The sequence below is a fragment of the Vibrio rotiferianus genome, assembly GCF_002214395.1.
Lineage (GTDB): Bacteria > Pseudomonadota > Gammaproteobacteria > Enterobacterales > Vibrionaceae > Vibrio > Vibrio rotiferianus.
In genome coordinates, this window is the sequence record NZ_CP018312.1 from 1,404,127 (window position 1) to 1,417,697 (window position 13,571).

Here is a 13,571-nt window from a genome sequence, read left to right on the forward strand (position 1 = left end):
AATGTCTCAGTCGGTTTTTTTATCCCTACAATTTCTAAGATAAATAGCTAACCTATTGAAAATTAGCTTATATTTAATTGGCACGACATTTGCTATCTGTTGCTCATTACCATTTTCGTTGAACTTGGCCTAATTGCTTAACAGGCAAATATGGCGAGGTCGGTACTACTCAAAAGAGGAAGTTACGGACGAGTTAATCAGCAGAATCGCCTGCGCTAACTACAATGAATGATGGAAGAAACTATCCATGCGTATAAATGGAACTGAGCAATGTTGAAACAACTATTAGAACAAGCAACTTCCAATAACGGTAAAGCGCGTCTGTATGCGTTTGAAAATACCGTAGAGTTGACCAACCTTATTCCACCAACGGTGAGCTACGAGAGTGGCGGTAATACACTGATTGTTGGACCGACTGCCATCATTGAGAGTGCAGCCGCACAGCTTACTCAAATGAACAGCCTGACACTTCTTTCTACAGACGGAGAGAAAGGCACCAATCCAGAACTGTACTTTGCAAACTCAGTTCAAGTTTCTGGTTTCCTAGGTACGTTTGAAGTGCTTATCGAAAATAACGGTCTAACAAGCAACCTAGCAAAAGTCGCTATCAATAGTGATTGTTTCGATGTTGTTCTCGATCTTTGTCTAAGCAGCTGTATGTCAGAAGAGGTTCCGGTTCCGGGTTACTACCCAGTAGGACGCGGTTATCCAAAACTGGCAGAAGCGCTAGAAGAAATCCCGACACTAATGGGGACGTTTGATAAGCCAAAGTTCTTCCGTCTGGACACTGATCTATGTGCGCACAGTTCTCGTGGCGTAAAAGGTTGTGAGCGTTGTGTCGATGCTTGTCCTGCTGGCGCACTATCAAGTGAAGGCAGTGATAAAACAGGCCATCGCATCGAGATTAACCCATACCTATGTCAGGGCGTGGGTACTTGTGCAACGGCTTGTCCGACAGAAGCGATTCATTACGCGCTACCTAATCCTGAAGATACGCAAAAATTCATTGAACGCACGCTAGCGAACTACGAGCAAGCGGGCGGTCTGGATCCTATCGTTCTTATCTGTAGCTCTCGTCACGAGACTTACAACGTGATGGCACTGAAAGCGCTACCAGATAACGTGATTCCAATCGTGGTTGAAGAGCTTCCTTCTATCGGTATCGATACATGGTTTGCAGCTCTAGTTAATGGCGCGACGCAAGTGCTATTTGCGGCTTCTCGCTTTATGCCTGCAACCATCATTCGTGTTCTGAACAACGAAGTGGGTATCGCGCAAGAGCTATTGGATCAACTTGGTATCGCAAAAGAGACCATCGATATCCTTTACTTGGAATCGCTTCGTGAAGGTCCTCCAACACTATGTACAGATTCATTCGATCTTGCCCTTGGCGATCTTCAAGGTAACAAGCGTCAACGTTTGTTTACTGCGCTGGATGCGATGTCTTCTTCTCGTATTCCGGTTGAGAACATTGTAGAGCTGCCTGCGAACGCCCCTTACGGCAATGTTTCTTGCGAGAGCAAAGACTGCACATTGTGTATGAGCTGTGTGGCGGTTTGTCCAACACGTGCACTTCATACTGACGGTGAATCACCGTCTCTTAAATTCGTTGAGCAAGATTGTATTCAATGTGGTTTGTGTGAAAAGGCGTGTCCAGAGAAAGTGCTGACTCTGACGCCTCGAATGAACTGGGTAAAAGAAGAGCGCCAAAAAGCGGTTGTGATTCACGAAGAGAAAGCCGCGGAATGTATTCGCTGTCATAAGCCATTCGCACCTCAGTCTATGATCGACATGCTACAAAACAAGTTACGCGGTCACTCTCATTTCTCAGATGAAGCGGCGATCAATCGTATCGCAATGTGTGAAGACTGCCGTGTGATCGACATGTTTGAGTCGATGGCAGAAGACCCAATGAAACAACTGAAATACTAGGAGCTCGCAGTGGATACACAACGAGAACAAGAACAAACACTGAGAACAGAGATCTACTTGGTTTTGTCAGCACTTTTTCGCAGTGCTCCAAGTGAAGAGATGATCGAGTTTCTAACTTCTCTAGAAGTTGAACCATCTGAAAGCGCAATGCAAAAAGCATGGATTGCGCTTCAGCAAGCGGCAAAAGATTCCAACCGCGAAGCACTAGAAGATGAATACCAAGACCTATTCATTGGTATCGGTCGTGGTGAAGTTATGCCTTTTGGCTCATGGCATCGTACAGGTGCAATGATGGAAAAACCATTGGCAGAAATTCGTCGCGACTTAGAGCTACTTGGCTTTGAGCGTGATGAGAATGTGAAAGAGCCTGAAGATCACATCGCGGCGCTTTGCGAAGTAATGTCGATGCTAACGGATGAAGAAGAAGATCTTCAACAAGCGGTGTTTAACAAACACATCGCACCTTGGTTTAGCTCTTTCACTCAGCAACTAGAACATGCAGAGAGCTCGAACTTTTATAAGCCAGCAGCTCAGCTGTGTGAGGCGTTCTTAACACTGGAACAAGTGCGCTTTAGCGTGAACACCAAAAGCAGTAAGCACAAATTAAAAATTGATGTGAAAAACGTCACTGATTACGAGTAATCGAGCAGTACTTGGTCATATCGATAGAGGGGCAATAGCCTCCAAAGATCTACCGTAAGGTAAGGAAGCAATGATGAAAGATAATAAAGAAATAAACACAAGCCGTAGGGATCTCCTGAAAGGCTTAACGACTGCAGCCGTAGCTGGTGCGGTTGTCGCTGGTACAACAAAAGTGGCAAGCGCTTCAGAAACGGTTGAGCCTTCTGAAAAAGACGTGAAGAAGAAAGGGTATCGTGAAACTCAACACATTCGCGATTACTACGACACACTTTAGGAGATAACGGATGAAACTTGTCAAACGCTCCGACAGTGTGAGCAAAGAAACCAATCAGCTTGGCGTTTCTCGCCGTGCATTCATGAAAAACACCTCGCTTGCTGCTGGTGGTGCGGTTGTAGGTGCAAGCCTTTTTGCACCGGGCATGATGAAGAAAGCGCAAGCTAAATCGGTGGATCCAGAAGCGAAAACAGAGGTCAAACGTACCATCTGTTCTCACTGTTCTGTAGGTTGTGGTATCTACGCTGAAGTTCAAAATGGCGTATGGACAGGTCAAGAGCCTGCATTCGATCACCCATTCAACGCTGGTGGACACTGTGCAAAAGGTGCAGCACTGCGCGAGCATGGACACGGTGAGCGTCGTCTGAAATACCCAATGAAGCTTGAAAATGGTAAGTGGAAGAAGCTTTCTTGGGATCAAGCGATCGAAGAAATCGGTAACAAGGTGATGGACATCCGCAAAGAGTCGGGTCCAGATTCAGTTTACTGGTTGGGTAGTGCGAAGCACAACAACGAACAAGCGTACCTATACCGTAAAATGGCGTCACTTTGGGGTACCAACAACGTTGACCACCAAGCTCGTATCTGTCACTCAACAACCGTAGCAGGTGTGGCAAACACTTGGGGTTACGGTGCGATGACCAACTCTTTCAATGACATGCACAACTGTAAGTCGATGCTGTTCATTGGCTCTAACCCTGCAGAAGCGCACCCTGTTGCGATGCAGCATATCCTTATCGCGAAAGAGAAGAACAACTGTAAGATCGTTGTAGCGGATCCTCGTCGTACTCGTACAGCTGCGAAATCGGATCACTACGTATCTCTACGTCCGGGTTCTGACGTTGCGTTCATTTGGGGCGTGCTATGGCATGTCTTTGCGAACAACTGGGAAGACAAAGAGTTCATTCGTCAGCGTGTTTTCGGTATGGATGAAATCCGTGCGGAAGTAGCTAAGTGGACACCAGCAGAAGTTGAGCGCGTAACTGGCGTTCCTGAATCTGAAGTTTACCAAACAGCGAAACTGCTTTCTGAAAACCGTCCGGGTTGTATCGTTTGGTGTATGGGTGGTACTCAGCATACGACTGGTAACAACAACACTCGTGCTTACTGTGTACTTGAGCTTGCGCTAGGTAACATCGGTAAATCGGGAGGTGGTGCAAACATCTTCCGTGGTCACGATAACGTACAGGGTGCAACTGACCTTGGCGTACTGTCTGATACGCTTCCAGGCTACTATGGTCTGTCTGAGGGTTCATGGCGTCACTGGTCGAAAGTGTGGGACATCGATTTTGATTGGGTAAAAGGTCGCTTTGATGACAACGCTTACGGCGGTCAAAAACCAATGAACAGTGCAGGCATTCCTGTGTCTCGTTGGGTGGATGGTGTACTTGAAAACAAAGACAACATTCGTCAACGTGAAAACATCCGTGCAATGTTCTACTGGGGTCATGCAGTAAACTCTCAGACTCGTGGTCCTGAGATGAAGAAAGCGATGCAGAAGCTGGATATGATGGTTATTGTTGACCCATACCCAACAGTCGCAGCGGTAATGAACGACCGTACTGACGGCGTTTATCTGCTTCCAGCAACGACTCAGTTCGAAACACACGGCAGTGTAACTGCTTCTAACCGCTCTATTCAGTGGCGTGATCAGGTTATCGAACCATTGTTCGAATCTAAACCTGACCACGAAATCATGTACCTGCTAACTAAGAAGCTAGGTTATGAAGATCTGCTGTTCAAGAACATCCGTGTTGAGAACAACCAACCAGTGATTGAAGACATCACTCGCGAATTCAACAAAGGCATGTGGACCATCGGTTACACAGGTCAAAGCCCAGAGCGTCTAAAAGCGCACCAACAAAACTGGCACACATTCCACAAGACATCTCTGGAAGCAGAGGGTGGTACTGTGAATGGTGAGACTTACGGTCTACCTTGGCCATGTTGGGGCACGCCAGAGATGAAGCACCCAGGCACACACATTCTGTACGATACGTCTAAGACGGTTGCAGAAGGTGGCGGTAACTTCCGTACGCGTTTCGGTGTTGAATTCGAAGGTCAAAGCCTGCTTGCTGAAGACAGCTACTCTAAAGGCTGTGAAATCAAAGACGGTTACCCAGAGTTCTCTGACAAGCTAATCAAACAGCTTGGTTGGTGGGATGACTTAACGGCTGAAGAAAAAGCAGCAGCAGAAGGTAAAAACTGGAAAACTGACCTGTCTGGCGGTATCCAACGCGTAGCAATCAAGCACGGTTGTATCCCATTTGGTAACGCGAAGGCGCGTGCGATTGTTTGGACATTCCCAGACCGCGTACCGCTACACCGTGAGCCGTTATACACACCACGTCGTGACCTTGTAACGGATTACCCAACTTGGGATGACAAAGAAGCAATCTTCCGTGTACCAACGCTTTACAAGTCTATCCAGAAAGAAGACAAGTCTGGCGAATACCCAATTATCCTGACTTCTGGTCGCTTGGTTGAGTACGAAGGTGGTGGTGAAGAGACACGTTCAAACCCATGGCTTGCTGAGCTTCAACAAGAAATGTTCGTTGAAGTGAACCCGAAAGACGCAAACGATCTTGGCTTCAAAGATGGCGATGACGTTTGGGTTGAAGGTGCAGAGAAAGGTCGCATTAAGGTGAAAGCGATGGTCACTCGTCGTGTTAAACCGGGTCTGGCGTTCATTCCATTCCACTTTGGCGGTAAGTTCGAAGGTGAAGATCTACGCCATAAGTACCCAGAAGGTACGGATCCTTATGTTGTTGGTGAAGCAGCCAACACGGCAACCACTTACGGTTACGACCCTGTTACTTTGATGCAGGAAACTAAAGTAACCCTATGTAACATTCGTAAAGCGTAAGGAGTCTGACAATGGCACGAATGAAATTCCTATGTGACACCAAACGCTGTATCGAGTGTAACGGCTGTGTTACTGCATGTAAGAACGAAAACGATGATGCGCTTGAGTGGGGTATTCAACGTCGTCGCGTGGTAACACTGAACGACGGTGAACCAGGTGAAAACTCAATCTCTGTTGCTTGTATGCACTGTACAGATGCGCCTTGTATGGCAGTTTGTCCAGCTGACTGTTTCGAGCATACGGAAGACGGCATCGTTCTTCACAACAAAGATCTTTGTATCGGTTGTGGTTACTGTCTGTTCGCTTGTCCATTCGGTGCGCCTCAGTTCCCGAAACAAGCATCTTTCGGTGAGCGTGGCAAAATGGACAAATGTACTTTCTGTGCAGGCGGTCCAAACACAGAACCTGGCTCTGTAGAAGAGCGTGAGAAGTACGGTGCGAACCGTATTGCTGAAGGTAAGCTACCTATGTGTGCGTCACTATGTTCAACAAAAGCACTGCTAGCGGGTGATGCAGAGAAAGTATCTGACATCTTCCGTCAACGTGTGGTTGAGCGCGGTGCGAAAAACGCAGGTTGGACAGACGGTAACGATCTTTCTTACGACGCAACCAAAAGCTAAGTAGGAGAGACACATGTTAAATACTCTTAAACGTGCGTCTCTTGTAATGCTGTCGATGATGACAGCATTACTCCTGACCTTTGCTATGCCAGCGTCTGCGCAAGAAGACACATCTCCAGTGGTACAACAGGAGATGACACAACTTGCAGGTGCAGACTTCTGGCGTCAGGTCAAAGAGGGGCAAGAAGGCTATACCACGTCGAAATCAGCGGAACACGGTGTGCTGATCAGTACTCCGGGTGAGACTTGGTACATTCTTAAAGAGAAATGGATGTCTCCTGCGGGCGCTGTCGCGATTTTCGGCAGTATCGCAATGGTTATCATGGCTTATGTATTCGTAGGTCCTCTGATGCTAAGCAAGCCACGTACTGGCAAGAAGATGAAACGCTGGTCTCGACTAGACCGTGCACTTCACTGGAGCATGGCGTTTACCTTCTTAACGCTGGCATTCAGTGGTTTGATGCTGGTTTACGGTAAGCACTTCTTGAAGCCGTACGTACCAACTGAGTTCTGGGGCTTCATCGTCATGTTGGCGAAGCAGTACCACAACTACATGGGCCCGCTGTTCTTCATCTTGCTGATGTTTGTTCTACTGAAATGGTGGCGCAAATCTATCCCTAACATGACTGACATTCGTTGGTTCATGAAAATGGGCGGCATGGTTGGTAAACACAAAGGCACGCACCCATCAGCTGGTTTCTCGAACGGTGGAGAAAAGGCAATTTACTGGTTGTTGATCTTCTTCGGTGCTATCGCAGCTGTGAGTGGCTTAATTCTGGATTTCCCAATTTTCGGCCAAACTCGTCGCGATATGGAACTGTCTAACCTTGTTCACGCGATTTCTGCTCTCATCCTAATTTGTGGCTTTATCTTCCACATCTACATCGGTCTATTCGGTATGGAAGGTGCACTAGAAGGCATGGTTACCGGTGAAGTTGATGAGACATGGGCGAAAGAGCACCACGATCTTTGGTATGAAGAAGTGAAATCCAAAGAGGCGATGGGCGAAACAGACACAGCACAAACGGAAGTAAAAGGAGCGAAGACGAATGAACAAACCTCATAACGGGATTTGGGTTGCGTACATCCTGAGTTGTTTGACCCCGTTTACGTTCTTGATCTCAGGCGTTGTCGCAATCATTTACGCTGGGTACCGTTTGGATAAAGGCGAAGACAGCGACGTAGTGAACTCACATTACTACGGCTTGATTCGTACTTTCTTCCTATACCTAACGTTCTTTGTTGTACTTATCGTTACGGTAGCAACATCAAACGGTGTGTTGATTGGTGTGAGTGATTATTGGATGCACAGTACGTTGTTAGACTCTGTTGCGTACTTTATCCCTTGGATTGGTATGCTGTTCGCCGCGTTGGCGATTTTAGTGTGGTTCCTACGTATGTACCAAGGTATGAACCAACTGCGCAACAATATGCCGCACAGACCCTCTACAGGTCCAAACCTATAAAACAGTCTCTCAGTTCAAAGCCTCGCAATCGCGGGGCTTTTTTATGCCTTGAACATAAGATTCGTCTTACAAATATGACACCTAGTCTCAAACAAGCGAATTACTAAGGATTATTTGATCGTTTTTATATTCGTGGAGGAGCCTCAAAGATTGACTACAACTTGAGAATGCTGGTTCTACGTGACGGGATATCACTCACAACACTACTATTGTGCATTTACTCAGATTTATTTGTGTCGATAGAGTGTGTAGCGCTAAGAAAATCAGTGGTCTACAAGCGTGTCAAGGCCAGCGCAAAGTTGTTATCTACAGGCATTAGTAAAGGACTAACACGTTACAGCTATGGTTCCGCAATTCATTCTTCCCCTAATCAGTACATCTGGTGCGCTATATCATTTATCGAGTGAAAAACCTCCTAATGGTGAGTTAGTTGAATTTAACTCTCTGATTGCTGCAGAAGATTTCTTAAAAGGGTTTCAGAATGCAGAAACCTCTGATATTGAAAGACTCTTCTATCAAATTGGGGAATTTCCACCACAGCTCGTTGAAACAGAGTCGCCATTTGATAGCTACGTACCTCGTCTTTCAGAAGCGTTGCTCAACGGCAAATTAAAAGCTTCTTTCATCCCTCCTTCAAAAGAACATGTAATGGCAACAGGGGTGACAAATCCCCCAAATTCGTCTACCAAAGTCAGTAGCAAACAATCCCTAAAAGCCGATCAAAAGCAGCAGGCTAGGGTCGATGCAATGTCAGCCAAACCACAAAAAGAGAGCTGTGAAAAAGACCAAAAAGCAGGTGACCCAGTATCCTTAGTTAGTGGCGAGGAGATACTGACGTTAACGGACGTAGAACTGCAGAACGGTTTTGTATGGTCGAGAACATACCGCTCGAGTGTCTCGGATACCGATCAAGGGTTGGGCTATGGGTGGAGGCACAACTTTTCATTCGATCTAAAAGATAACCATCACGAAAAAGGAACCGTAATAAGCTGGGAGTTCATAAATGAACTTGCTGATGTCATCAGCTTTTCGCCAGTGTCAGTCGGTGCAACCAGTTATCAAATTTACGTTGGTGCAAGTTGTCATTTTTTAAACTCAGTGACAAGAGTTATTACTTTAGCAAACGGTAATCAATACCGATTTGAGCTGAAGCGCGAAAAGTGGTTATTAAGAGAAATTCGATCTGACATCTTTTCAAACTATCAGCTTGAGTATTCACAAAACCATCGCTTGATTCGAATTGCGACGAATAAACAACCGACGATAGAGTGTCAATATAATGATGAAGGTCGCTTGGTCGAATTATTCCTACCTAATACAGGAAAAGCGTTAGCGACTTATGAGTACAACTCTGACTTTGATCTTGTTAAAGCGTCAAATCAATGGAAGTTGACTGAGCATTATTATTACAACCATTCACACCTCATCACCAAACGAGTTAGACCAACAGGCTTTGCCCATCATTTTGTTTGGGAGGGGGATGATACTAAAGCTGTCTGTATTAGAAACTATGGTGATCTAGGCGTATATGACTACCAATTTTCTTTTCATCCTCCACATTCATCATACTCAAATTCTTTCAATGACATGTGGAGATTTGTCCATGATGAACAGGGGAAGTTATTAGAGAAAATCAGTCCTAGTGGAAGGAAATGGACATTTGATTATGACGACTTAGGAAGGAAAGTCACCGAAACCTATCCAGACAACACCAAAACAAGCTACCAGTATAACCTTCAAGGTCAATTAGTATCGAAGTCGCATTCCTCTGGTGCGATAAATGCCTACGAGTATGACTCGCTGGGGCAACTCACTAAGGTCATTACGCCAGATGGCGAATCAGAGCAGGTTTTTTATAACTCCCTTGGACAGCGAGTATGGGACAGCGACTCTCAAGGGTGCATGACTAAGTATGAATACGACAAACACGGTCATATCATTCGCAGCACTTGCTCTGATGGAGAGGTTAAACAATGGTGGTGGGATAAGCAGCAACGAGTCGTGGCCCACGAGCTTAATGGGACTTTGATTCGGTATAGTCATAATGAAAATGGTTGGATCAATGGTATCGCTTATCCCGATGGCTGTATTGCTTCGTTAACTTATGATGATACTGGCAAACGCACAAGCGTGCAGTTTTATAACGAGAGTGACAAAACAGGCTTTAGTGAAGAGTATTCCTACGATGAGTACAGCCGAGTAGTAAGAGTATCAACGCCCGAAGGCGTCACACAAATTGTTTGGGGACAGCTAAACCAGCAAGAAGGTATTGTGCTTGCTGATGGGAGTAGCTTTTCCTATGAATATGATGAGGAAAGAAACCTCAGCAAACTCATACGTAGTGATGGATTGGAATTTTGCTTTTCTTACGATCAAGAAGGGGAATTGATCTCAACTCAAGGCTTTGATGGGATAGAAACCAAGTTTCGCTATGATTCGATGGGAAGGATTGCCGAAAAACAAGTTCATGAACGGACAGTGCTATACAGGTATGATGATGCAGGTTATTTGTCTAATGTTCGGGCTGGAAATGGTCGCTATATCAACGAAAGTCACTTCAGTTACACCCTAGGTGGGAAAATTACTTTTGCCTCCAATAAGCATCAAACTCTTCAATATCATTACTGCCCATCAGGAAACCAAATAAAGCGGGTTCAAGGGTCGTTCGAATTCACCCAAGAATATAGTCGCCTCGGCAAGTTGCTGCAGGTATCGTTGCCGGATAAAACGAATGTCGTATACGAATATGATCGATATGGACAAGTGTCTGCTGTCATTATTGGAGATGATGCGAGACATAAGGTGGAATTCAACTACGACAAAACTGGCAGAATCTGTGCCATTAAAAGCAATGACTTTATAGAGAATAAGGTGTTCGATGGTATTGGGCGTTTGAAAGAACAATGTTGGCCCGATAGGAAAAAGAGTTACTTATTCAACGCAAGTAATCACATATCTACTATTGTCGACAGCGTGTTTGGAAAAACACATTTTCATTACGATAAACTTGGGCAACTCATACGTGTAAATTCTCCAAAAGATATTCAGTCTTTTTGTTTTGATAGCTTTGGAAACCCCAAAATTCCTGATTGCGAAGTACATTTAGACCGAGTCGATATGTATGGCAACATGAGATACAAATACGACTCTCAGGGGAATCAAGTTTCAGCAGAAGGGAACGGTTACACCCAAACTCGAGTCTTTGACGCCTTGAATCAATTGATAGAAGTGCACTTATTCAAAGGTATATGTCAATTTGAATATGATGCTCTTGGTCGACGGATAAGGAAAATCTCCGAAAATGGAATTCGTGAGTTCTTCTGGGAAGGAGAACGCTTGATTGGTGAGTATTTTTCAGGTTCATTCCGTTGGTACTTCTACCAACCTGAAACTTATATCCCCATAGCGTTGTATGAAGATGGCCATGTGTATTTTTATCAATGTGACCAAGTCGGAAAGCCAGAAGTACTCAAAGATATTGACGGAAGGACAGTATGGCAAGCGACTTACGACACGTTTGGGTATGCGCACATTGATATTGAAGAAGTCGTTAACCCGCTAAGGTTTCAAGGGCAGTACTTCGATTGCGAAACCCAGTTACATTACAATTTAGCACGTTACTATGACCCGACCCTCGGCCGCTTTATTCAACAAGATCCAATAAGCATTGCGGGCGGCGTTAACCATTATCAGTATGCCATTAACCCTATTCAATGGATTGACCCTACAGGGCTACTTTGCGATGAAGGTTTAAAACGTTTATCTAAAATGTTGGTTGAAATCCATTCTCAAGGCAAAGTACCCAAAGAATTGTGCGACCGTGTATTGCAAGCAGCTAAAGAAACATCTGTTGGGGAAGATGGTGTTCGTTCACAAGTTAAGATTCGTAAACCGAATGGCAAAAACCACATCAGATATGAATACGATATCGATCATATTGATTGCCAGAAAAACGAAATTACCTTTTATCGTCACATCAATCAATCAGATGGCAGCAAACAAAAAGTTCAGTACGTAGTCGGTATAGAGGAGTTTGTAAATGCGCATGTACTGGACTCTGAGAGTGCAGATTGCGATCAGGGCTGCACAATCTTTACTGAAGATCTTGTGCTTAATAAAGCAGAATACAAAGAAAACTCGGAACTAAACACCAACGAATATGAACTGACAGAACGCAACAAAGAAAAAATCGATAAGTGTTTGAAGATGCGCAAAGAGGCGATGAATGCAAGAGAAACAGAAGGTCATAATGCTCAAATAGCAAAGATCAATGAGCAGTCTGCAAAAATTGGTGAGTTGGCGGCCGACGACTTTGTTAGGAGTAAGTATCCAACCGCAAAACTATTGCACCCTGAAGATATCGAAACGTCAGGCTCTAAGCCCGGTGACTTCGATATGGTTTATGAGGTCGAAGACCCTCCACCAGGTGAAATCATTGTCGTAGAGGCTAAAGGTGGCAGCAGCCCGCTCGGCAGTCGTAAAATTGGCAATGAAGCGTATCAGCAAGGGACCGCTGAATATGCTGCAGCAATTATTGGTGAGATGTCTAAGCATGAACGAGGTACAACAGAGAGAAAGGTAGCCAAAGCAATAAGGAAGGCTTCGAGGCGTGGGTGCCCAATCAGATACATACATACTCAAAGCCCAATCTCTGTATCTGGGAAAGTGTCAAAGGTTAGAGTAAATGAATTTAAAGTAGATTTAGGGGGGCGATAAATGTCAGACAAACGTAAATTAGAAAGAAGTGCTAATCCGAAACTAACTCCAGAGCTAATCCAAGGCTATAACTCTGATATTAATGAAGACCTCGATACACGCAAAGAGGTAATCTGTATTCGGAGAGAAAACTTAGTTGCTCTAAGTGATGAAGCGTTTGAACTAGTAAGGTGGTACTCGTGGTTCCCACAATCAATAGAAAATGAACAAACCGGAACGCTTTGCTTGTATGAAGCATCATTAATGCGTGCTTTTTATCATCAGCTTGCCATAAAGCCAGATGAAGCTCAGAGTATTCAAATACCTGGATACCCTGAGGTAACTTGGAAAGGTGACGGCATTTTAAAAACGGGATGTTTACACCCTAACCGATGGCTTGATGCATATTTCACTTCGGTGATTGTGCGTGATAAACCCAATATGGACCTGTTGGCGAATTTTCCGATTTCTCTGATGAAACATAGTTCCACGAAGGCGGGTGAATTGTCTTATATGTTGGTGGATGTCATTCAGTCGTATCACAATCGCACATCGGATTACCCCGATAAGCTTGTGGTTGCGATGGACGCAGCGGTGGCTCAAGGAGATGACTGGGCGCTGGAAATTGCGATGGGGATTCTAGAAACTCTCGCGGCACTTACCACTGATATTGGTTATGACTTTGAAGAGGTGCTTGTTAAGAATCTACAGTTCCAAGAGCAATACCAAATGCGATTAGATACGCCTAAAAATTTGATTTCAATAGAAACCTTCATCTCTTTCCCTCTGCTTGGTATGGCATGTATGTGGTATGACAAAGGGAACCGATTGTCTGTCGAAACAGGTTGGTTACCACCATATCTTGTTGAAGGACGTTGGCTAGAAGAGGCAAAAGCAGGGCGGATTACTCGTTAGTATATCCGAGCAACCTCAAAATGGTTAAAGAGAGTACTTTCTTGTAAAAGGCTTGAAGAGCTAGGCGATCTGAGTCCCGCTCCTAAAAGTCGGTCGGGGTAGAATGGAGCGCAAGTTGATAGTCATTGCGCTCCACCCAGCGAAGAAGTCTAATTAAAGTA

The 13,571-nt window shown here is 45.0% G+C and carries 9 protein-coding genes; all 9 read left to right on the forward strand.

Annotation, left to right across the window (positions count from 1 at the left end):
- Positions 1–270 precede the first annotated feature (270 nt).
- The 9 genes from BSZ04_RS15860 (at position 271) to BSZ04_RS15900 (ending at position 13,410) form a co-directional block, all read left to right on the forward strand.
- Positions 271–1,932: a 4Fe-4S dicluster domain-containing protein gene (locus tag BSZ04_RS15860; protein ID WP_010447895.1), complete on the forward strand. Its 1,662-nt coding sequence runs from the start codon at positions 271–273 to the stop codon at positions 1,930–1,932.
- Positions 1,933–1,941: 9 nt separating this feature from the next.
- Positions 1,942–2,574: a TorD/DmsD family molecular chaperone gene (locus BSZ04_RS15865; RefSeq protein ID WP_088880813.1), complete on the forward strand. Its 633-nt coding sequence runs from the start codon at positions 1,942–1,944 to the stop codon at positions 2,572–2,574.
- 73 nt (positions 2,575–2,647) lie between these two features.
- Entirely contained in the window at positions 2,648–2,848 is a 201-nt protein-coding gene (locus BSZ04_RS15870; protein ID WP_005427585.1) for a twin-arginine translocation signal domain-containing protein, read from the forward strand.
- 10 nt (positions 2,849–2,858) lie between these two features.
- Positions 2,859–5,714 (forward strand): formate dehydrogenase subunit alpha, encoded by a 2,856-nt coding sequence (locus BSZ04_RS15875; protein ID WP_088880814.1) that lies wholly within the window; start codon positions 2,859–2,861, stop codon positions 5,712–5,714.
- A gap of 11 nt (positions 5,715–5,725) precedes the next feature.
- Complete coding sequence (gene fdh3B / locus BSZ04_RS15880; RefSeq protein ID WP_010447906.1) at positions 5,726–6,334, forward strand: formate dehydrogenase FDH3 subunit beta; 609 nt, start codon at positions 5,726–5,728, stop codon at positions 6,332–6,334.
- 13 nt (positions 6,335–6,347) lie between these two features.
- The gene (locus BSZ04_RS15885) at positions 6,348–7,400 is read left to right on the forward strand and encodes a formate dehydrogenase subunit gamma (RefSeq protein WP_050917979.1); all 1,053 of its coding nucleotides are present in this window, start codon (positions 6,348–6,350) and stop codon (positions 7,398–7,400) included.
- Positions 7,384–7,800, forward strand: coding sequence for a membrane protein (locus tag BSZ04_RS15890; protein WP_005427687.1), 417 nt, complete (start codon positions 7,384–7,386; stop codon positions 7,798–7,800). The genes BSZ04_RS15885 and BSZ04_RS15890 overlap by 17 nt, the downstream gene beginning before the upstream one ends.
- A 342-nt stretch (positions 7,801–8,142) precedes the next feature.
- On the forward strand, positions 8,143–12,516 hold the full coding sequence (locus BSZ04_RS15895; RefSeq protein WP_088880815.1) for an RHS repeat-associated core domain-containing protein: 4,374 nt from the start codon (positions 8,143–8,145) through the stop codon (positions 12,514–12,516).
- Complete coding sequence (locus BSZ04_RS15900) at positions 12,517–13,410, forward strand: immunity 49 family protein (protein ID WP_088880816.1); 894 nt, start codon at positions 12,517–12,519, stop codon at positions 13,408–13,410. It begins immediately after the preceding gene.
- Positions 13,411–13,571: the final 161 nt, after the last annotated feature.